This is a genomic window from Sporosarcina sp. NCCP-2331 (genome assembly GCF_023707945.1).
Taxonomy (GTDB): Bacteria; Bacillota; Bacilli; order Bacillales_A; family Planococcaceae; genus Sporosarcina; species Sporosarcina cascadiensis.
The window spans coordinates 57,707-78,755 of sequence record NZ_BRCD01000011.1; the positions used below are offsets into that span (position 1 = coordinate 57,707).

Genomic DNA, 21,049 nt, shown 5'->3' on the forward strand with positions numbered 1-21,049 from the left:
AAGCGAGAAAGCCAAATGCCGCACAGGAAGTCGGAAGGTTGCGTAGTACCAATGAAGTTGGGTAATTCCAATGGAGGAAAGGCAACTACCTAGTTATCGCCCTTTGAAGGGACACATTTACTACACGCAGAGGTAGGTTATCAAATGGAAACGAAACTGATAAGGATAGCAGAATTGGCAAAGAAGAACCCAGAAATGAAATTCACGTCAATTGCTCATCTGATTAATGAGGAAAGTCTTATGCGATGTCATCATGAACTTCCTTCTGGAAAAGCGACTGGAACCCAAGGGGTTACCAAAGAAGAATACGCTGAAAATCTAGAAGAGAATATTGTGGATTTGGTAAAGCGGATGAAAAGGAATGCTTACAAGCCTGTTCCAGTCAGAAGAACCTATATCGCAAAGGTGGGTACGGACAAGAAAAGACCGTTAGGGATTCCTGAACATGAAGACAAGATTGTTCAAAGGGGGATGGCGAAGATTCTAAATGCCATCTATGAACCTGTCTTTCTTGATTGCTCCTTTGGATTTAGACCAAATAGAAATTGTCATGATGCGCTTAAGATACTAAATGTAAACATGGAAAAACGGTATATAAATTACATTGTTGATGTGGACATTAAAGGATTCTTCGATAACGTAAATCACGAATGGATGATGAAGTTTCTCCAACATCGAATTGTTGATCCAGCTTTTCTCCGAATTGTGGCTAGATTCCTAAAAAGCGGCTATATGGAAGAGGGAAAATACTTTAATACGGATGCCGGGACTCCTCAAGGAGGAATCATTTCTCCAATTTTGGCGAACATCTACCTCCATTATGTGCTTGATCTCTGGTTTGAGAAGTTCGTTCGCAAAACCTGTAAAGGACAAGCCTACATGGTACGATACGCAGATGATTTCGTGTGTTGTTTCCAAAGTGAAACCGAGGCGAATAATTTCTATCTTGCACTTATTGAGCGTTTGAAGAAATTCAACCTTGAAATTGCAGAAGATAAGTCTAAAATCCTACCCTTCGGTAGGTTTGCAGAACGTAACTGCAAACGACTGGGGAACGGCAAACCGGATACATTTGATTTTCTGGGATTCACCCATTTCTGTAGCAAGAGTCAGGATGGACGCTTTCGGGTAAAGAGGAAAACTAGCGCTAAGAAAGTGCGAGCCAAATTGAAAGACTGCAAGGAGTGGCTAAAAGCCAACAGGACGACAAACATCCATGTGGTTATGGAGCGACTCCAACGGTCGCTGAAGGGTTATTACAATTATTATTGCATAACCGACAACACACCGTATGTTAGCAGTTTTACAAATAAGGTTAGGTCGCTATTCTTTAAATGGATGAATAGAAGAAGTCAAAGGAAATCATTCAACTTCGTGAAGTTCGACTTGTTTTTAAGGAAATACCCACTTCCTGTACCGAAGGTAAAAGTGAGTATTTATGACCTGCGGGAAGAACTTAGCTATATTCTGTAAATGATGACAAGGAAGAGCCGTGTGCGTAAATAGCGCACGCACGGTTCTGTGAGGGGGCGGAGTCCAATCTGAAAAGAGAGGACCCAACCTACTCGACCTCACACAACTCAGGAACAATTCAGAGGGTACCTGTCACTAATTAAAATAGATACAGACCTGGTCTGTACACAAGATAAAGTTAAAAGACAAGCTAGATTTATAGTTGTTAAATATTCCAACATTTACTCTTTCTATATGATATAGTAACCATAAATAATATTAGGAAGAGGTGCTTAAATTTGAAGAAAATATTTCCTTTATTTTTGGCTTTAATTCTGATTTTTGTAACTGTAGGAAAGGTAGAAGCAGCTGCTCCTGCATTCAATGACGTTCCAGAGAATCACCCGAATTACTCTGCAATAATGTATTTGGTACATCAAGGAGTAGTTGCACCAGATGGGCGTTTTGGCCCTAATGATAAAGTAACACGTGAAGAAGTAGCTGTCATGGTGGCAAAAGCGATAGGATTGGATGGCACTAAAACTAAAACAAAGTTTAAGGATGTCCCAGCAAGTCGTTTCTCATCTGGTTATATTAATTCAGCTGTGAAAGCCGGAATACTTAATGGTTATCCGGATGGAACCTTTAAGCCAACCCAGTATGTAACTAGAGGTCATATGGCTGCATTCATTGCAAATGGCTTTAAATTAACTCAGGAAGCCAATATTAATTTTAAAGACGTACCTAAAGGATCTACTTCTTATAATGCAGTTCGTAAACTAGTAGCTGCAAACATAACTTCCGGATATCCTGATGGCACTTTCAAGCCTAATCAAACATTGACACGTTCCCATATCGCTGCTTTTATAGCAAGAGCAATGGAACCGTCTTTTAGACCGCAACAACATGATTATGTTGTAAGAGATGTATATTTTGGAATGACTATTCAACAAGTTCAAGCAGCTGAAACCGCTAAGTTAATGGATAAAGTGGTAGGGCCAGATACTGCTGCATTAGTCTATAAACTTCAAGTGACTAATGCTGGAGGTAACCCTAAGATCACCTACTATTTTGCAAATGGAAAGTTAAATTTAATTGGTTTTGACTTTTTTGGTTATCAAAAAGAATATGCAAGTTGGAAGGATCTTGAACAACTCCATTATTCTACGTTATTGTCTTTAAGGAAAAGTTTAGGGAAAGAATGGAGTTACAGTTCAAACGGTTATTCAAAAGCGACTGCTTTATGGAACACAGGAAGTTATAAAGTTTTATTAATTGCTGAAAATGACGGTTCTTCTCAGTTGCGTATAACTTATTATGCCAATTGATAAAGTCAAATATAAGCCTAGAACTAATAAAACAAACCTATATTTAAACAATTCAGATGTTTTAACTGACTAAGTCACATCTAAACGGTGTGACTTTTTATTATGGAGCAAAAGGAGAGACACATACACAATAAGAGAGGATGCAGTAAAATGTGAAAAATAACTACTCACATTATCTATTATAGGCGGCTGGCTTGTATCAATAATTATCCTTGCTGTATTATGATAGAATTTATAGAAAAGATGGAACGCTTATTAAATTCAAAAGGGGGATATAAAAAAATGAAAACAGCGTTATATACGAGGGTGAGTACAAAAAAAGGTGAAACGAGAATCTTCTATTAATTTAAAAAAGAAGTCTATGGGGATTCTTGCAAGCAAAAAGACTATGAGCTGTACAAAATCTATGCGGATAAAAAGACAGCAACAAATGTAAGAACACGGACGGACTTAATTGTTTCAGGACCTGATACCTGCCACTGATTTTAGTGAATTGGCGAAGTTTTTATATGGGCAGCGGGAAATCGGGAAATATCTGTACAAAAGCCCATGAACTGTTTTACTTTCGCCATCCTCATGCTGATTTTACCATCCTAGAAATTCTTTTTCCTTGTAAAAAACATTGAAAGCGAACGATTATTGAGGCGAAATGTAAAACGTTCGTTTTAATTGCTGGGAATACTATATAGAGCTGCGGATGAAAATACTATGTCATACCGAACGATTCAACTTGAAAAAGAAATGGAAGGAATATAAAGAGAACTAGAAAAGTAGGTTTTTGTAAGAATGTTGTTTAACATAAGGGAAGAGAGACAAAAAATTAAGAGGTTATTGATGAACTTAGAAGGGAATTAAAACAATTTATCCATTTGTTTAGAAGTAAATGATGCAAAGGGGATATTAGTAAACCTAACAGTACAATATTTCTAAGATAGGAGACAATGAAATGGACAATGACGATAAGGATAAAGACTCTCGCATGGAAGAACTACTTAACTATCTTGAAAACACCACAACTGAAGACATGTTGCGTGACATGTCTGGCGGCAAAAAGCCATTCGCTGTAGATGTACAGCTTGCTGAACGATTAGTGAACAAACACGGCATGTCAACAGGTGTTGTCAATGTACTATTCCAGTATGTGTTCCTTCGAAATGAAGGTAAATTTACGACGAACTACATAGAAAGAATTGCCTCACATTGGATGCATAAAAAAGTAACAACTGCAAGGGAGGCGTTGGAAGTTTCGCGTAATGAACATAGGAAATATGAAGAGTGGAAAAGAGATGGACAGCAATCCAAAAAAGAAGCTGGTAACACTAAAGTGATCGAGGCCAGGCAGATAGCTATTGAGATAGCCGTCCGCGATGCAAGTATGTCTGATGAGCAACTAGGGAAATTTGTAAGAGAAATGTTTACGACTAAGTAGAAGGCTTTCTGAAGTTGAGGTACCAGGCCTCCCACAACTCAGGAACAATTCAGAATTGTATAGGGACCGGGTACCTGTATGAATTTGACTTGATATTACCTTGGCAAATTTCTCATCCTTCACAACCAGACCACGGCTCTTAAAAATTTCAATCTGTTCTTTTTTGACCCTGCAAACTAGAGAATATGAACAGACGGCAGTCAAATTGTTTTAGAGAGTGATAATACCGCGTCGTTGCAAATCAATTCATTTCTGTCCATACTAATAGAAAGAGCTATATGAGGGAGGAAGACAAATGAAGATTGGTGTAGCGATCGACGGATCACAAAATGCGCTGCGGGCCGTGGAGTATGCAGTAAAGACGGCGGGGCTGTATACGGAAGCCGAACTGAAAATAATCTATGTAGTGGATTTTAACACAGCGAATGATGAGCGCATGAGCAAGGAAGATACGGCAACGATCAGACAGCGCGTGACCCAGCCGGCGATGGAGCAGGCACAAGCCAACACAGAACTTTTCATTTTTGAAGGAGATCCGGCGCAGAAAATTGTGCAGTACGCGGATGCAACACCGCTGGATCACTTGGTGATTGGAAGCCGGGGATTGAATGCCGTGCAGGAAATGATGCTCGGAAGCGTCAGCCATAAAGTGATCAAGGAAGCAAAATGTCCGGTGACGGTTATTAAATGAGCAAGTCCTCCGCATACAGCGGGGGATTTTTTCATTTATACAGCAGCTGTCACATGATGAGCAAGAAATGTAAAATCTCCAAACTTTTATTCGGCATAATAATCTTTGTATTCAGTGACTTTAAGAGTGAAAGGATATATGCTTAAAGTAATGAATTAATAACATTATTTTGAAAAGGAGATGGAATAAATGGAACTCTTCTTCGATACCTTGCGCGCCATCTTATTCAACAAAGCCATCTGGTTCCTCGCCTTTATGATGATTCTCAGCACGATCGTCAAGATTCAACTGCCGAGGATACGCGGTGCTGCAGGCGAACGTATCGTACAGCGCAGGCTAAATAAGCTCGGAGATGAATACCGCAGCTATCACGACCTGTATGTTGAAGACACGCAAAACGGACTGACACAGATAGATCACATCGTCATCTCCAAATATGGCGTGCATGTCATCGAAACCAAGAACTATAGCGGCTGGATCTTCGGCAGCGAGCTGCAGAAATACTGGACACAGACAATCTACAAAAACAAACAAAAGTTTTACAATCCGATCCGGCAGAACTATGGCCATATCGAAGCGCTCAAAAGTTATCTCAATATGCCTTCTTTGCCCGTATATTCTATTATAGCCTTCTCGGATGAAGTTGAATTTAAATTCAAAGAACCATTTCAATCAGCGCAAGTCATTCATTACCGCAAGCTTGTAAAAACGATCAGACAGGACAACAAGCTGAGGCTAACCGACAGACAGATGAACAACATCATCCGCAGTCTGGACCAGCTGGATCAGATGCCTAAAAAGGATAAGAAAGCGATACGAAAAACACATCTGCAGCAAGTGCGCAAGAAGCAACAGGTAGCACGTACATAAAGCCCACACAAGTAGAAATAATTCCGAATTCAACTAGAATTGCGTGTGGACCATATTCTGGACCGTATTCAATTTCAAAAACCCTTTCACTCACTCGTAAAAGGGTTTTCGCTGTTTACTATACCTCTTAGCCGCTTCATAAACCGCCGGAGCCGCATGCAGCCTGACTTGTTCGAGCAGTTCTTCGTGGTCTTTAAAAGGAATAGTTTCCTCGTGGCCGTTGCGCTTGCGGTTAAACCGTTTTTCATTGATGGAGTACGTGCCGTCGCTTGTTGCTTTGGCGATGAGCAGGGCTTTGTTGAATGAAGACTCGGGACTGTGATGGATCTGCTGTTTTACCTGGTCTAAGTGTTCCCAGCTGATGGTGTCCGGATAGAGACCGTAGCACCGCTCCCAGCCGCCGTCTGTTAAACGTTCGAATACCATCGTGCCTTTTTCGGTTGTTTCTGAGCGCAGCCTGAATGTGCCGGCCGGGGAAACGGCGGGATCACCGTCCAGTGCAACGGGCTGCATGACGAGGTTGCTGCCGAAACCACTGTCGATTATATACCATGTATCTTCATGACGAAGCATATTCACGACGTGGGTGCGGTCTAGAACGTAGCAGTTCTTCGGCGGCGGTGCCCAGACAGTGGCCGCGGCGAGATGCACTGGTATGCCGAGGTCCTGGAGGACGATATAGAGCAGGCCGTTCAGCTCGTAACAAAGCCCGCCGCGTCCCTGATCAATGATTTTGTCCAACAAGTATTGCCTGGTAATCGGTTCTTCATTTCCAAGCAGGACGTCCAAGTTTTCAAATTCGAACTGCCGTGCGAAATATTTCTGGATTTGGCTGATCTGCTCCAGCACAGAGCCGTTGAGAGTCAATTGGTCTGCGATTCGTTTTGGCATTTCCTATCCAACCCTCCATTGTTTTCTATACTCTTATCATAGCAAATATGACTGGAAAGTTCGAGGCGGTTAACGCCGGGTACAAATTGTAGGTGCCTGTGCGCGAAACAATCGTGTTTTTTTAAACATTCACGAAAGTTTCAACAATCATGAATAGGTGAACTTTCATGATTGTTTTTCACACAGGCACCGCTTTATATTTTGAAACTTTTTCAGCTTTTTCCCGTCTATGCGCTGCTTAATAATCAGGTTGTGTAAAAAGGATGAAAGAAATGAAGAAGTTATTTGCTGTAGTGGGTGCATTCTTACTGGCGTGCAGTTTACCGTTGTCAGGGGCTGCGGCCGGCAAGCAAGTGTTTTCGGATGTGCCTCCGTCGAAGCATTTTGCGGAGGCGGTGAATGAGCTGGCTGCGCGTAACATTATAGGAGGTTATCCGGATGGTACGTTCAAGCCGGGTAATTCGATTACACGGGGACAGGCTGCGGCGATTATTGCGAAGATGAGAGGTCTGGATACGTCGACTGTAAAAGGACAGAAATTCAAGGACGTACCGACATCCCACGGTTTTTATAAGGCGATTGGGAAGATGGTGGAAGAGGGGATAATCAGTGGTTATCCGGACGGCAGCTTCAAACCGAATGAGCCGATTAAGCGCAAAAATATGGCTGCCATTCTCGTGAAAGCATTTGATTTGCCTCGTGATGTGAATGTGAAAAACCCGTTCAAAGGTGAAATCGGTATTACGAATGACGTACTTGTTATTTACAAGCTCGGCATTACTTCGGGTACCTCTCCTACAACATTCAGTCCAAACGTATCGATTACGAGAGGACAGGCCGCACAAATGCTTGCGGCGACGGAGCAGGTAATGATGAAGAATACCGTGACAGTGGAAGCAGGCGATTTAGGATGGGATACAATTAAATCGTTTGTCACTGATCAAGTGAACCCAGGTGTATTCCGGGCAGTAAAAGTTAAAGGGAAAAAAAACGGCAAGCAAGATCAGATTCAACTTTTTCCGATCAAAGAAGGAAAAGGTGGAATGGTTATTGGAGGAATAAAAGCAGAGAATGAGTGGAAGTCTCAAAAATATTATGTTCATGTGAAAAAAGAGGGCAGTGAACTGCGTTTGACGTTAGAAAAGACCGATGAATCACTGCCGACACTGACATCGCTCAATACGAAATATAAAAAAGTACAAAATATAGCTCTGGCCAAGACGGACGAAGAGAAGATCTCTGACAATGTAAAGATTGAAAAAACCGAATACAATTTTACGTATATTCTGATCGAAAAGCCGGGTGATTATATCGCGACGGTCCGCTTTGAGAACGGAGAAGAAGTGCGGTACAAAGTGACAGCTTTTGAAATGGAGGACAGCTTTTTATATGGTACTTCTTCGGTAGAAATAGGAGCGGTTGCTGGCCCGCTCGACCCGGTAAACCCGGAAAAGCCGTTGCCGGGGCAGCTGACGACTTATCTGCCCGAGGAATTGAAGGATTCGGATTACAGAATTGCCAGCGTAATGCTCACCATGATGGCGCAGAAAGTGACGCACTATCCAGCCGATTATCTGATCACCGATCCCATCAAAGACGGACCGTACGGTAATAAGCGTGAAATCGAATTTTATGACAGACAGCTCGGTAAATACAACGAAATGGCGAAGCAGAACATCCTCTACTTAAAATGGTTTACCAAAGAAGATTCGGTCGTTGGTGAGATGCTGAACCGCTGGCTGAAAGGCGATTTCTCACGGGTGGCTGAGGACTATCTAACATTACGCAGGATGACGGACGATGATTACGGTAACTGTGCGGATGTGTGTATGGATGACTTTATTAAGGCCCGTACGATACGTGCGGAAGAATATTTTCTTAAAACAGTTTCCGGAGCAGAAGCTGTAAAACGTTTCCGTGTGGAGTGGGGAACAGAATAAATACTTTCAGTCTGCTCGGAACCGGAACAAAGGCACCAGCTACTCATACAACTCCTGAACAATCCAGAATTGTCTAGGGACCTGGCACGCCACACTGAATAAAACGACAGGTAATTCCCGAACGGGAGCCGCCTGTCGTTTTTTTATTCAAGTGAGTCCGAATGCATCTGCAACCAGTTGATAGAATTTCATCCGGGCGCCGTAATCCGTGAATTTATTCAACAGCATGATTTCATCTGCCTGTGCATCAGCGGCTCATTGTTCCAGCCGTGCTTTGACAGCGTAAAATGCAGCTGTTTTTTTCGTCCTGCAAGCATGTCATGATCAAGGTCCCGTGATGACCAGTTTTCCTCTTGCCCGCCGTGTCGTCGTTTTTTGCAGCGCCGAAAGAGCTTCAGAAAACGGATACGTCTGCTCAATGAAAAGCTGGAATCTTCCTTCTGAAATACCGTGCATCATTTCAAGCAGCTCGTTGGTGACATCGACGTGATAAGCCAGATTTCGAATGGACACAGCACGGTCGTCAGGCAGCCGGTCCCCTGATACGGCTACTACTCTGCCGCCATCTTTGAGTATTTTCATGCTTTCGATTCCTGTTCCCGGCTGGATGGCCATTGCCGCGTCTGCTCCGCCCGGGATCCATTCCCTGATCTGCTGTATCCAATCCGCGTCATGGTAATCAACGGTTTTCAGTGCGCCGAGGGACTGCATGTACTCATGATTATGTGCGGAAGCGGAACCTGCCACGATACAGCCCTTAGCCTTAGCCAGCTGAATGGCGAATGTGCCGATTGCACCTGAGGCTCCGGCGATGAAAAGTGTTTCATTCTGCTGCAAGTCAAGGGCATGCAGTGCTTTCAGGGCGGTGTTGCCTGCCACAGGAACTGCCGCCGCCTGTTCGAATGTCATATTTTCAGGTATCGGAAGAATGAGCGAATCGTCCGTCACTGCCGCGAACTCTGCCCAGGTGCCGCCTTTTGGCTGCATGGAACTGACAAACGCGATGCGCTCACCTACACGGAAACGAGTGACACTCTTGCCGGTCTGTTCAATAATGCCTGCTGCTTCAATGCCGATCGGATAGGGGTACCGGATATGCTCCGGCAGGAAATACCCGTCATGTATTCCAACGCCGATTGCTTTTACGCGCACGAGCAGTTCATTTTCACCGAGTCGGGGAACGGGCACTTCCATTAGAGCGAAGTCATCGATCCTTCCGCTTTTCTTTGCAATCGCCTTCATACTGTTCATTCATCTTCCTCCTGATCCAATTAGAATTCGATGCCGGCGAATTGCCGTTCTACCTTGACCGGATGAGCAGATCAAAGATACAATACCATGTTATGCAGATTACTGGACAGTTGTCCGTTTGTCAATGAAACGGAAAGGCTGGGGAAAACGTTGCAGGAGAAAAATGTACGGAATATGCGCAGAGATGCCATGGAAAATAACCGGATCATACTGGAGGAAGCCCGGAAATTGATTCATGAACAGGGTTTTTATGGAAAAAGTATGCATCAGATTGCAAAGGCGGCCGGAATCGGGCAGGGAACCCTTTACCGCAGATATGCGCATAAAGGGGAGTTATGCCTGGCCCTTCTGCTGGATATGTTTGAAAAAAACAGCAGGGAGATGGAGGACTATTTGCTGGCTAACAGAAATCAGCCGCTGGAAGTCAGGATGAAGCGGACTCTTGCAGGGTGTCTCGAGTTTGTCGATGAACAGTGTCAATTGCTTAGTGCCATTAGTTCGCATAACTGCGAAGAGGACAGAACGATCACCTATCATTCACCAATCTATAAGTCGAGGCATGCAATGTTCCGCAGACTGCTCGAGGAGCTTCCCGCCGGCCGTCTCACTGCGGACCCGGTCTGCACGGCGGATCTGATCATAGCAGCCTTTGCTCCTAATCTGTATCAGTTTCTCCGTGACGACAGGAGATATACGATTGAGAAAATCTGTGAAAATATCTTCGGGATGTACTTGGAACCGCTGTTTCGTAATTGACTGAAATAAGAAAAGTCCAGGTCATGGACCGTGCAGGCACCAAATTGAATCAGGCACCGGCGCACTCCGCATGCACCTTTCAGACAGATAGCAACGTCAACGGCAAACTATTATTTTCCTGCTGAAGACAAGCAGACGACCTCTTTTCAACAGACTGAACTTTGAAAGTTCGATGGGCAATGATGAAGCTGGAATTTGTATGGGAAGAAACAATTCTGAATGAAATTAGAGTCGCGTGAGTACCTGGTAACTTTATCTAATAAATTTGAAACTTTTCCCACATTTCTCCGTCTGTACTGATGAATTTTGCATACAGAGCAATGAACGGGAGGCTGGAAAATTTGAAGAAGAAAATGATCACTGTGTTTGGCGCATTGTTGCTGGCATGCAGTTTGCCGGTTGCCGGCTGTGCTGCCGGGGAGCAAGTATTTTCTGATGTACCGGCGGGCAAGCATTTTGCCCAGGCGGTAAATGAACTGTCGGAACGGCATATCATCGGCGGTTATCCAGATGGAACATTCAAGCCCGGCAATCCGGTGACGCGCGGACAAACTGCTGCCATGATTGTGAAACTGACAGGGATGGATACAACGAACGTGAAAGATCCACATTTCAAGGATGTTGCGGAAACAAACGGTTCTTACCAAGCAATTGCCGCACTGGCGCAGGCAAATGTCATGGGCGGCTATGGAGGCGGCCGGTTCGGGCCGAATGATCCGCTGAAACGGGGACAGCTCGCTTCCATTCTGGTGAAGGCATTCGATTTGCCGCGCTATGATTTCTACGGAATGAAAAATCCTTTTAATGATATCGCGGGCAATCAATCGCACAGTGCCAGCATTCTGATATTGCACCGCTATGGAATTGCGGGCGGCATTGCACCGGCCCGTTTTGGTGTGAATGAGCCTGTGACGAGAGGGCAGGCCGCGAAAATGATGAAGGCGGCAGAGGAGAAAAAACCTGCGATGGCTTCATTCACAGCGGAAGAGCTTGGGATGGACGGCTTGTACGGAGAGATCTGGAAAGAGGATCAGGATGTGTATGAGTCGATTGTCGCTCGCGACACAGCGTATGGACCGGGCAGACTGCAGCTTATTGCATTGAAAGAAGGAACTGCGACACTGAATGTCAGCGGATATAATGGAGATTCGCCGGTGGATGAGGATGAGGATGTTTATCGGAAGTATTACGTGCATGTCAAAAAAACAGATGACGGGCTGAAACTGTCGATTGAGCAAACCGATGATTACTTGCCGACAGAGGCGCCGCTGGAATCGTCCAAAGCTGAGAAAATCAAGAAAGTCAGCCTTTATTCAGCAGACGGTTCTTTGTTGGATGATGATGCAGCTCTCCACAAATGCAAAGAGGATCAAAAGACTTGTATAATGGTTCGCCAACCGGGCAGCTATCTTGCCGTTGCCCGGTTGGCGGGTGGTGAAGAAGTCCGCTATGCCATTCGTGCGAAAGAGCCGGAGCATGCTTACTTTCATTATGACATGGATGTGCTGAGAGAGCGGCCGTCTTATACATTCGACGTTGAAGAGCTGTTTGAAAAAAATGGGTATTATGATAAGACGATGGCTCGGAATATCGGAAAGCATACGGTCATTACGAAAAATGCAGAAGACATTGCGGATATTAAAAGAAATCCCAGAACGAATGTCTTTCAAATCACGGCGAAAAAACCCGGTTCATTCGAAGTGAAATTTGAAAATCCTGTCTACTTTCGTGGCGAAACGGGGGATGGGGTATCGGGCATGATCACCGGCATGGAAATAACAGTTCGGAAGCTGAAAGGCTTGATCAATGTTTCTGCTTCGCAAATATATGAGTTTGATGCGTAATAGAGAGAAGGAAAGAGGAATGCTGTGTGCATTCCTCTTTTAGATACCCGTTTTTTGAACTTCTATGTGGACAATATTTTATTAGCCGGTCAGATCTCGCCGTAAATCAGAAACAACTCTGAACTGTTTCTGAGTTGTGTGCTAACCTGGTACTTTTTTGGGGCACCGGCAAAGGTTTGATAGGCAGACGGGAAAGGGAAAAGGATGAGTACTGAGCTGTCTGCCATCGGACTGCAAAATTCTGCGACTGGATTTTCTTATGTGATGAAAAAAGAAATGCAAATCTGTCCACACATTAAGGAGATGTATACGATGAATAAATTCGCGAGGTTACTTGGGATCGGAATAATAAGCGGCATTATTTTAGCGGTCCTGCTGCATGTTGTCTATTTGTTAACGGGAAATGAAGCATACGTCTTGCTGTATAATGTGGATTATTTTCCTTTGATACATGTCTTCAGTGAAAGTGCCTGGTTTGGTATTTTCTTTCACTTTATCTTTTGCATTGCCAGTGTTGTCGGGCTTTATTACATATTATCTTTTATTGGTTTGCAGTCTTCTGGGTGGCCGTATATTTTTGTTTATACTGTAGGGAGCGGCGTGTTGTTCTTTTTAACATTATTAACAGAAAAGCCGCCTGCTGCAGATGATGGCATGGCCTGGTTTTATTGGACAGCCGCTCATTTCGTATTTAGTATAGTCGTCGCTTGGTTAGTGAGGAGATTTGTTGCACCTGATCCCGGTCTTTCATTGAACTAATATAGAATTGTGTGATTTTCATTTAGAGGAATGCGAAGCCTGATTAACTAGATGAATTCAGACAGTACTTAAATCGTTCTAAATACCGTACCATTGCAAACTTCCACCTTTCTATCCAAACGAATAGAAAGAATGATAGGAGGATCACGAAATGCGCTGCGGGCAGTGGAGATGCTCGGAAGCGTCAGCCATAAAGTGATCAAGGAAGCAAAATGTCCGGTGACGGTTATTAAATAGGCGAGTCCTCCGCATGCAGCGGGGGATTTTTTTGTCCACTCGTATAATCAAAATGAAGTTTTATGCGCGAGTTTCCTTTACTAAAACTACAATAAAATCTTTGAAACTTTTTCCGTATTTCTGCGTCTGTACGATGTTATATAGACAGGAAAGGAAGATATGAAATGAAAAAGATGATGATGACGCTGCTGAGTGCTGTTGTGTTGGCTTGTGGTCTGCCTTTATCGGCGGGGGCGGCAAGCAGTCAGCCGTTCAAGGATGTTTCGCCGAAGCAGCCATACGCGAAAGCGGTGAACGACTTGGCGGCACGCGATATTATTGGCGGTTATCCGGATGGTACGTTCAAGCCGGGGAATCCGATTACGAGAGGGCAGGCCGCTTCCATTATTGCGAAGATGCTGAAATTGGATACGACGAACGTCAAAAATCCCGGGTTTACAGATGTCTCAATGAAAAATGGGCATTACCCGGCGATTGCGGCGCTGGCTGAAGCGAATGTGATCGGTGGCTATCAAGACGGCCGTTACGGTCCGAATGATCCGGTGAAACGGGGGCAGTTTGCTTCGATCATCGTAAAAGCATTCGATTTGCCGCGCTATAATTTCTACGAGACGAAAAACCCGTTCAAGGATGTCGTGGAATATCAATCGCATGGTACAAACGTTCTCATTCTGTACCGTCTCGGAATTACTTCAGGTACGTCTCCTGACAGATTCAGCATCAATGCGCAGATCACGCGCAGCCAAGCAGCTGTATTATTGACGAAAACCGAGAAATCGAAGCCGGCGATGGTGACGGTGCGGGCGGATGAACTAGGATTCGATAGGATAAGTGTTCATTCGGAATCGGGTGGAATCTATCAGGATCTTACTAATAAAAATGAGTTGTTTCAAGCAATCTACACGTATGGAAAAGACCCATCAACAGACGGGCGGGTTCAATTAATTCCACTGAAAGAAGGAAAGGGTACTCTCGCTTTACACGGATGGAATGGCTCGCAGCAAAAAATTAAAAAGTATTACGTACAAGTGAAAAAAGTGAATGGAGAATTGCGGCTGACGCTTGAGGAAACAGAGGATTATTTGCCGACTGCAGCGATTTTCGACATGGCTACAGCGGAAAAGATTACGCATGTCCACATTTCTACAGTGGACGGTGCAGTGGTGTCCGAGGATGCTACATTCGGGACGTACCAATATCCTACCCGAAAGTATATTGTGATCGACAAACCTGGTGACTACATTGCGACTGTGCGTTTTGCGAATGGAAAAGATGTGCGGTTCGCAATCGAGGCAAAGATACCGAAAGATGGTTCATTTTATTATGACACGGAGGTGTTGCAAGAACAGCCTTCGCTTACGTATGATGTAGCGGCGTCGTACGAGGGATATTATACTTATGACAAAAAAGCTGCGAATAATATTGGTAAACATACGATACTCACTGAAAACGCTGATTCGATCGCAACGGTAGAGCGGGAGCCGGGTACGGGCATATTCCATATTACAGCGAAAAACGCAGGCACAATTGATATGGAATTTGAAAATGGCGTCTACTGGATGCTTGGCCAGCCGGGTGACGCGGTGTCAGGCATAGATAGAGGGAGAACGATCCATGTAAAAGAAATGTATGGCATAGTGAATGTCTCTGTACGCTCTATTTTCGACATAAACCCCGATATGTAACGGGCGCAATCGGTCCAAAGTAAAGGTGCTTGTGCAAGAAACAAACGTGAATGTGTAAACAATCATGAAAGTTTCGCGCACAGGTACCTTTATTGTTTTTTTGCACAAATATGAACCACGCAACCTTCAAACACCCCCATCGTCAATACTGTGCTATACTCATCCAAAAACTCCGCAGCAAAAAAGCAGGTGAACTCTATATGAAAAGATCCGAATATAAAGAACAACAACATAAAAAATCTCCAAAACAGAAAAGCAGCCTGATGAAAAAGATGACCCGTTTTATATTCATCGGTCTACTGCTGGCGGTTCTTTGCGGACTGCTCATACTAAATATCTTCATAACATTCAGCGACGTAAGCAAACTCGAAGAACCCGCGCCGCGCTCGACATTTATTTACGCCCCGGACGGAGAAATCATCAGTAAGATTTCAAATTCGAATATTGAAGGTGTGTCGATCGACCAGATTCCTCAAACGTTGATTGATGCAGTTGTCTCCGTAGAAGACCAACGCTTTTACAAACATCACGGCGTGAATTATTTGAGGATGGGACGCGCTCTGATTCAAAATGCGTTCAAGGGGAAAATTGTCGCAGGGGGCAGTACGATTACGCAGCAGCTTGCGAAAAATGTATTTTTAACGGAAGACCGTACGTACTCCCGCAAGTTCAAAGAATTGATCCTGGCAAAGAAGATTGAGCGGACGTATTCGAAAGATGAGATTATGGAACGCTACCTCAATCAGATTTATTTCGGTGACGGGTCGTGGGGTGTTCAACGTGCAGCGCAGAATTATTTTGGCAAGGACATCAACAAGTTGACGTTAAGTGAATCTGCGACATTAGCGGGCGTCATTAAAGCACCTACGCATTTATCCCCTACAAAAAACATGGAGAAGTCATTGAATCGGCGTAATCTTGTTTTATCATTGATGTTGCGTGAACAGTATATTACTCGCGAAGAGTACGATGATGCGGTCGGACAAAAAATCGTGCTTGCTGATTCGACGGTACCGAAGTATAAAGGGAAATATCCTTATTATATTGACCGTGTAATTGACGAGGCGGTCAATACGTACCATCTTACAAAAAATGAAGTGCTGTCTGGCGGATTACATATTTATACAGAAATAAATCCTGTCATCCAAGATGCTTTGGAAGCAGTGTATAAGGATGATCGTTATTTTCCTAAAAGTACGCCCGATCAACTCATTCAAAGTGCTTCTGTTTTCCTGAATCCTAAGACAGGCGGGATTTCGGCATTGGTTGGGGGCAGAGGAGAATATACGCATGGCCGCTTTAATAATGCGACAAAACTCATCCGGCAGCCGGGTTCGGCATTGAAGCCGTTGGCCGTTTACACCCCGGCGCTCGAGAAAGGTTATCGCATGTCGGATTTGCTTCTAGATGAACCAATAAACATTGACGGCTATTCTCCGAAAAATTTCGATCAGAAAAATAGAGGGCAAGTGACCATGTACGATGCACTTGCGCACTCGTATAACATCCCTCCCGTCTGGCTTTTAGATCAGATCGGAATAAAAAATGGGGTGCGCGCCGTGGAAAGGTTCGGCATTCCATTGGAAAAAAACGATCATGCGCTTGGTCTGGCCTTGGGAGGAATGGACAAAGGTACTTCCCCTTTGCGAATGGCTCAAGCTTTTTCTGCGTTTGCGAATAACGGCGTGATGGTAGATGCACATGCGATTGCAGCAATAAAAAATTCAGAAGGAAAAGTCATTGGGAAGTGGCGGGAACAGTCCGTGGAGGTAACAGATGCGGAAGTTGCTCAGCAAATGACCTATATGCTGCAAGGTGCTGTAGAAGAAGGTACGGCTGCGAAAGCTCAAATTTCAGGTATGGAAGTGGCGGGAAAAACAGGCACCACTCAACTGCCGTTTTCAGGTGTGGATGGCTCTAAAGATCATTGGTTCGTCGGCTATACTCCGGACATCGCAGGTGCAGTGTGGCTGGGGTATGATCAAACAGATTCGGAACATTATTTAACTTCTACCAGCAGTTTCACGGCGCCCCCCATTTTCGCGCAAGTCCTTTCAAGAACTATGAGTGAGCTGCCCACAAAGAAATTTGATTTGCCATTAATCGGGAAAGATATAGAAGCACTTAAGAAACAGAAGAAAAAGTTGAGTGAAAAGGAACGTATAAAAGAAAAAGAGAAGAGTAAACAAGAGAAAAAAGAAGAGAAACAAAAGAAAAAAAGAGAAAAGAAAGAAAAGTTCAAGAAAGAGATCAAGCATGAAATAGAAAACTGGAAACAGAAATGGAAAGAATATATAGGGAACTAGAAAAACTAATAGGTGCCTGTGCAAGAAACTATTGTGTTTGTTTAAACTTTCATGATTATTAAAACAAACATGAATAAGTGAACTTTCATGTTTGTTTCTTACACAGGCACGTTTAAAAGACCTGATACGAAAAAAACAGCGCACCCTCGTCTACACAAGAGGCTGCGCTGTTTCCATTCACTTTTCTTCAATTAACCCGCTGTCCACCAGGAATTCCTTCGCAACGATTTCGACCATAATGCCGTCATTGTCGACTTTTCCGTTCATGACTTGCATAGTTTCTTCATCAATTTTACCTTCAAGAAGACCGAGTATTTCTTCAAGTTCCGGATATTCCTTCAGGGTTTCATCCCGGACCAGCGGAAGTGCGTGATAAGGAGGGAAGTACGATTTATCATCTTCGAGCACGCGCAGGTTCGCAATCGCGAGCTGCCCGTCTGTCGTGTAAGAGTTAATGACATTTACTTCATTTGCCCCGATCGCACGGTACATCATGCCATGATCCATTCCTTTGACGTCATTAAATTCAATGTCATATTCCTTTTCAAAACCGGGCAGTCCATCCGGCCGGTCAATAAATTCGAATACGGCGCCCAGGGTAAAATCCTTGGAGACTGCAGCGAAATCACTGAATGTCACCAGGCCCAGCTCTTCCGCCTTCGCCTCGTCAAGAGCCAGTGTATACGTATTATTGAAGCCGAACGTACCGAGCGCTGTGATATGGTCACCGGCGACAAGTTGTTTGGTCGCAGCCAATGTTTCTTCGGCCGTGCCGGGTTCTTCCTGATAATAGGTGACCACAATAGTTCCTGTATAGTCAGGGATGACATCGATATGGTCATTTGTCATGGCGTTCCAGACGACAGACGAGCCGCCCAGGTTTTCTTTATAAATAATATCTATTCCTAACCGGTCCTCGATTAATTGTCCCATGACATGAGACAAAATAATGCTTTCCGTATTATTACGGGAACCGAGTCTAAGTGAATCTTTTTCATTGAATATACAGCCTGAAAGCATGCCGGCAAGTAAGGTCGTGACAAATAATAATCTAAGTTTGTTTTTCAATTTCATTTCAATCCTTCCGGCGTCGTCCAGCGTTCAACGGCGCTAAAGAATGTTTCCAGAGCAATTGCAAGGATCGCCGCTGGAATGGCCCCAAGTAAGATCAATCCGTCTATCCCGCGTGTAATCCCGAGGAAAATGAAATCACCGAGTCCGCCTGCTCCGATGAATGCCGCCAGTGTCGCGTTACCGACGTTAATTACCGCAGCAGTTCGAATTCCCGCCATAATAATAGGGATTGCAAGAGGCAATTCTACTTTAAACAAAATTTGCATGCTTGTCATACCCATACCTCTCGCAGCCTCGATTGTGGCCGGATCGACATCCTTAATCCCCGTGTACGTATTTCGCATAATGGGCAGCAGAGAATAAAGGAATAAGGCAGCAATGGCTGTTTTTACACCGATCCCGAAGATGGGGATCATAAAACCGAGTACAGCTAAACTAGGGATGGTCTGCATAATACCTGCGGCACCAAGGACCCCGGTTTTCAGTTTAGGAACGCGTGTAATGAGAATTCCGAGCGTTACGGCGATGAGTACTGCGAGGATCATCGAGAAGAATACGAGTTGAATATGGACGGATGTCGCTTCGAGTACTTCTGGCCATCGCAGTTTTGTTTGTTCTACAAGCTGTTGCCATATATTTAAATTATTCATCTAGCTCAGCCCCCTTATCTGTCCATTGACTGGACATTGCAGAGAGTAAGGAGCCGCGGTTGACGAGTCCTACGAGTATATGATGTTCATTGACAATCGGGATCATGCCGAACGGTGATGTGTCCATCATGATAATGGCATCTTTCGCTGTTGACGTATCAAGTAAATACGGTACTGCCGGTTTCGTGACTTCATCAATTGTTTTGAGCTCGTCTAATTTTTTAATTAAATCGTAAGCAGAAACAATGCCGAGAAGCTTTCTTTGATCATCTACGACGAGAAGATCTGTTATTTTTCGTTGACGTATAAGCGAAATGGCTCGTTCTGGCGAAGTATTAGAATGGGTAGTGACAATCTTCTCTGCCAGTATTTCCGTAACGGGCATTAGTTCAGGGTTTTGAATAATTCGATGCTTACCCATAAATTCTTCTACAAAGCCGTGAGCGGGTTCATGCAGTAGTTTTTCTGGAGTATCCAACTGAAGTAAATTGCCGTCTTTCATAATGGCAATCCGATCTCCCATCTTTAACGCTTCGTCCATGTCGTGTGTAACAAAGACAATGGTCTTCTTTAACTGTTTATGCAGCTTAAGTAATTCTTCTTGCAGCTGCTCACGTGTAAGGGGGTCAAGCGCACTGAATGGTTCATCCATTAAAATCACATCTGGATTCGCTGCAAGCGCTCTCGCAATTCCGACACGTTGTTGTTGTCCACCTGATAATTCTTTCGGATAACGTGCAGCATATATTTCTGGATCGAGTCCGACTAATTCAAGTAGTTCCAGTACACGTGTTTTGATTTCTTTTTTATCCCAATTTTTCAGTTGAGGTACAATAGAAATGTTTTTTTCGATTGTATAATGAGGGAAAAGACCGATTTGTTGAATGACATAACCGATATTTCTGCGGAGATCAGCGGCGTTGTAAGATTTGATATCTTTGCCTTTGATAGAAATTTTTCCACTTGTGTGCGGGATAATTCGGTTAATCATTTTCATGGTAGTAGACTTACCTGAACCACTAGGTCCTATAAGAACAAGTAATTCACCTTCTGCAATCTCGAAGTTGACAGATTTCACAGCTTGAAATCCACCATCGTACACTTTTGTAACATTTTCAAATTTTAGCATAAGTACCTCCTGCATGTATTTAAACGTACGGCATATTTTTAGATGATTTTAAAATTCGCATTAGAAAACAGACGTCATAGTTTGATAAATTAAGAAAACGTCAGAATACTAAATTTAACATATTAATAATGTATATTCAAGAAAATTTATTATATTTTCATTTTATTGGTTTAGACATGGTACCGGTCCTCAATCAAACCGGAAGAAATGATGAGTTGATTTAGAGTAGTATGCGGTCTTGATACCGTTTAGTTAAACATTGAAAAGTAAGACAAAAATAGCAATGATATAAAGAAATAAGGTACTAGATATCCATGAGATTCGTAAACGATTCGAAATTAACGAAAAGGAGTATAATATCAAAAAGATAACTAAAAAGAACGAATCCTTCGTGTATCATTCACGAAAGAATTTGTTCTTTTTTTGTGGAGTCTAAAGTAATTTCAAGTCATATTTTGAATATATTTAATAAATTCTCGTCTATACGCTGCTGGATTCTCATCGTCTCGACTATGAGATTATAAGTATGATATAAGTAAGGGCTCTTGTATGAGAAGAAACCCTTGTGCAGGTTCCCTTATTTTATTTTGAACTATCGAAATTTAAATTGTAGCTTGCTAACAATGTTGGTATGATGTGGGTAAGACAATGCAATTATTACTAGGCGTAATCTTACAGAAGCATATGATTATCTTGGAATCAACGAAAGAGCAATTTGTCGGAGATGCAGTCAGTAGTTATTAATCGACAGGTTGTA

At 43.5% G+C, this 21,049-nt stretch carries 16 protein-coding genes and 1 pseudogene; 12 read left to right on the forward strand and 5 right to left on the reverse strand.

Annotated features, from left to right (window positions below):
- The first annotated feature begins 144 nt into the window (after nucleotides 1–144).
- From ltrA to NCCP2331_RS08400, 5 genes are all read left to right on the forward strand, one after another.
- On the forward strand, nucleotides 145–1,473 hold the full coding sequence (ltrA, locus tag NCCP2331_RS08380; protein ID WP_251669955.1) for a group II intron reverse transcriptase/maturase: 1,329 nt from the start codon (nucleotides 145–147) through the stop codon (nucleotides 1,471–1,473).
- A gap of 278 nt (nucleotides 1,474–1,751) precedes the next feature.
- The gene (locus NCCP2331_RS08385; RefSeq protein WP_251669957.1) at nucleotides 1,752–2,780 is read left to right on the forward strand and encodes an S-layer homology domain-containing protein; all 1,029 of its coding nucleotides are present in this window, start codon (nucleotides 1,752–1,754) and stop codon (nucleotides 2,778–2,780) included.
- A 946-nt stretch (nucleotides 2,781–3,726) separates the two neighbouring features.
- Nucleotides 3,727–4,209 carry a DnaD domain protein gene (locus NCCP2331_RS08390; protein WP_251669958.1) on the forward strand — a complete coding sequence of 161 codons (483 nt, stop codon included), beginning with the start codon at nucleotides 3,727–3,729 and terminating at the stop codon, nucleotides 4,207–4,209.
- A 295-nt stretch (nucleotides 4,210–4,504) separates the two neighbouring features.
- Complete coding sequence (locus NCCP2331_RS08395) at nucleotides 4,505–4,900, forward strand: universal stress protein (protein WP_251669960.1); 396 nt, start codon at nucleotides 4,505–4,507, stop codon at nucleotides 4,898–4,900.
- A 189-nt stretch (nucleotides 4,901–5,089) separates the two neighbouring features.
- Nucleotides 5,090–5,770, forward strand: a complete 681-nt coding sequence (locus NCCP2331_RS08400; protein ID WP_251669962.1) for a nuclease-related domain-containing protein — start codon at nucleotides 5,090–5,092, stop codon at nucleotides 5,768–5,770.
- 90 nt (nucleotides 5,771–5,860) lie between these two features.
- Here the strand turns inward: NCCP2331_RS08400 and NCCP2331_RS08405 are convergent, their stop codons facing one another.
- Entirely contained in the window at nucleotides 5,861–6,661 is an 801-nt protein-coding gene (locus NCCP2331_RS08405) for an arylamine N-acetyltransferase family protein (protein WP_251669964.1), read from the reverse strand.
- Nucleotides 6,662–6,933: 272 nt separating this feature from the next.
- Between NCCP2331_RS08405 and NCCP2331_RS08410 the strand changes: the two genes are divergently transcribed.
- Complete coding sequence (locus NCCP2331_RS08410; RefSeq protein ID WP_251669965.1) at nucleotides 6,934–8,601, forward strand: S-layer homology domain-containing protein; 1,668 nt, start codon at nucleotides 6,934–6,936, stop codon at nucleotides 8,599–8,601.
- A gap of 324 nt (nucleotides 8,602–8,925) precedes the next feature.
- Here NCCP2331_RS08410 and NCCP2331_RS08415 read toward each other — a convergent pair whose 3' ends face one another.
- Nucleotides 8,926–9,852: an NADP-dependent oxidoreductase gene (locus tag NCCP2331_RS08415; protein WP_251669967.1), complete on the reverse strand. Its 927-nt coding sequence runs from the start codon at nucleotides 9,850–9,852 to the stop codon at nucleotides 8,926–8,928.
- Nucleotides 9,853–9,939: 87 nt separating this feature from the next.
- Here NCCP2331_RS08415 and NCCP2331_RS08420 point away from each other — a divergent pair, with 87 nt between their 5' ends.
- The 6 genes and pseudogenes from NCCP2331_RS08420 to NCCP2331_RS08445 all read left to right on the forward strand — a co-directional run bounded on the left by NCCP2331_RS08420 (nucleotide 9,940) and on the right by NCCP2331_RS08445 (nucleotide 17,439).
- Complete coding sequence (locus tag NCCP2331_RS08420) at nucleotides 9,940–10,608, forward strand: TetR/AcrR family transcriptional regulator (protein WP_251669969.1); 669 nt, start codon at nucleotides 9,940–9,942, stop codon at nucleotides 10,606–10,608.
- Between the two features lie 341 nt (nucleotides 10,609–10,949).
- The gene (locus NCCP2331_RS08425) at nucleotides 10,950–12,452 is read left to right on the forward strand and encodes an S-layer homology domain-containing protein (protein WP_251669972.1); all 1,503 of its coding nucleotides are present in this window, start codon (nucleotides 10,950–10,952) and stop codon (nucleotides 12,450–12,452) included.
- A gap of 204 nt (nucleotides 12,453–12,656) precedes the next feature.
- The gene (locus tag NCCP2331_RS08430; RefSeq protein WP_251669974.1) at nucleotides 12,657–13,211 is read left to right on the forward strand and encodes a hypothetical protein; all 555 of its coding nucleotides are present in this window, start codon (nucleotides 12,657–12,659) and stop codon (nucleotides 13,209–13,211) included.
- Between the two features lie 123 nt (nucleotides 13,212–13,334).
- Nucleotides 13,335–13,448: pseudogene (locus tag NCCP2331_RS08435) on the forward strand (universal stress protein); the annotation flags it as partial.
- A gap of 164 nt (nucleotides 13,449–13,612) precedes the next feature.
- A complete protein-coding gene (locus tag NCCP2331_RS08440; RefSeq protein WP_251669976.1) occupies nucleotides 13,613–15,133 on the forward strand; it encodes an S-layer homology domain-containing protein in 1,521 nt (506 codons plus the stop codon).
- A 200-nt stretch (nucleotides 15,134–15,333) separates the two neighbouring features.
- Complete coding sequence (locus tag NCCP2331_RS08445) at nucleotides 15,334–17,439, forward strand: transglycosylase domain-containing protein (RefSeq protein ID WP_251669979.1); 2,106 nt, start codon at nucleotides 15,334–15,336, stop codon at nucleotides 17,437–17,439.
- Nucleotides 17,440–17,616: 177 nt separating this feature from the next.
- On the opposite strand, the gene NCCP2331_RS08450 is transcribed toward NCCP2331_RS08445, so the two are convergent.
- Genes NCCP2331_RS08450 through NCCP2331_RS08460 form a run of 3 tightly spaced genes read right to left on the reverse strand, consistent with a single transcriptional unit; the run spans nucleotide 17,617 to nucleotide 20,292 of the window.
- Entirely contained in the window at nucleotides 17,617–18,513 is an 897-nt protein-coding gene (locus NCCP2331_RS08450) for a glycine betaine ABC transporter substrate-binding protein (protein ID WP_251669981.1), read from the reverse strand.
- Nucleotides 18,510–19,163, reverse strand: coding sequence for an ABC transporter permease (locus NCCP2331_RS08455; protein ID WP_153721090.1), 654 nt, complete (start codon nucleotides 19,161–19,163; stop codon nucleotides 18,510–18,512). The genes NCCP2331_RS08450 and NCCP2331_RS08455 overlap by 4 nt, the downstream gene beginning before the upstream one ends.
- On the reverse strand, nucleotides 19,156–20,292 hold the full coding sequence (locus tag NCCP2331_RS08460) for a betaine/proline/choline family ABC transporter ATP-binding protein (RefSeq protein WP_251669983.1): 1,137 nt from the start codon (nucleotides 20,290–20,292) through the stop codon (nucleotides 19,156–19,158). Before NCCP2331_RS08460 ends, NCCP2331_RS08455 begins: the two co-directional genes overlap by 8 nt.
- Nucleotides 20,293–21,049 lie beyond the last annotated feature (757 nt).

Bases quoted from the DNA above. Each gene is read 5' to 3' on its own strand.
- NCCP2331_RS08395 (WP_251669960.1), top strand. From the start codon at position 4,505: ATGAAGATTGGTGTAGCGATCGACGGATCACAAAATGCGCTGCGGGCC.
- NCCP2331_RS08440 (WP_251669976.1), top strand. From the start codon at position 13,613: ATGAAAAAGATGATGATGACGCTGCTGAGTGCTGTTGTGTTGGCTTGT.
- NCCP2331_RS08420 (WP_251669969.1), top strand. From the start codon at position 9,940: ATGTTATGCAGATTACTGGACAGTTGTCCGTTTGTCAATGAAACGGAA.
- NCCP2331_RS08415 (WP_251669967.1), bottom strand. From the start codon at position 9,852: ATGAACAGTATGAAGGCGATTGCAAAGAAAAGCGGAAGGATCGATGAC.
- NCCP2331_RS08390 (WP_251669958.1), top strand. From the start codon at position 3,727: ATGGACAATGACGATAAGGATAAAGACTCTCGCATGGAAGAACTACTT.
- NCCP2331_RS08430 (WP_251669974.1), top strand. From the start codon at position 12,657: ATGAGTACTGAGCTGTCTGCCATCGGACTGCAAAATTCTGCGACTGGA.
- NCCP2331_RS08405 (WP_251669964.1), bottom strand. From the start codon at position 6,661: ATGCCAAAACGAATCGCAGACCAATTGACTCTCAACGGCTCTGTGCTG.
- NCCP2331_RS08450 (WP_251669981.1), bottom strand. From the start codon at position 18,513: ATGAAATTGAAAAACAAACTTAGATTATTATTTGTCACGACCTTACTT.
- ltrA (WP_251669955.1), top strand. From the start codon at position 145: ATGGAAACGAAACTGATAAGGATAGCAGAATTGGCAAAGAAGAACCCA.
- NCCP2331_RS08445 (WP_251669979.1), top strand. From the start codon at position 15,334: ATGAAAAGATCCGAATATAAAGAACAACAACATAAAAAATCTCCAAAA.
- NCCP2331_RS08460 (WP_251669983.1), bottom strand. From the start codon at position 20,292: ATGCTAAAATTTGAAAATGTTACAAAAGTGTACGATGGTGGATTTCAA.
- NCCP2331_RS08410 (WP_251669965.1), top strand. From the start codon at position 6,934: ATGAAGAAGTTATTTGCTGTAGTGGGTGCATTCTTACTGGCGTGCAGT.
- NCCP2331_RS08455 (WP_153721090.1), bottom strand. From the start codon at position 19,163: ATGAATAATTTAAATATATGGCAACAGCTTGTAGAACAAACAAAACTG.
- NCCP2331_RS08400 (WP_251669962.1), top strand. From the start codon at position 5,090: ATGGAACTCTTCTTCGATACCTTGCGCGCCATCTTATTCAACAAAGCC.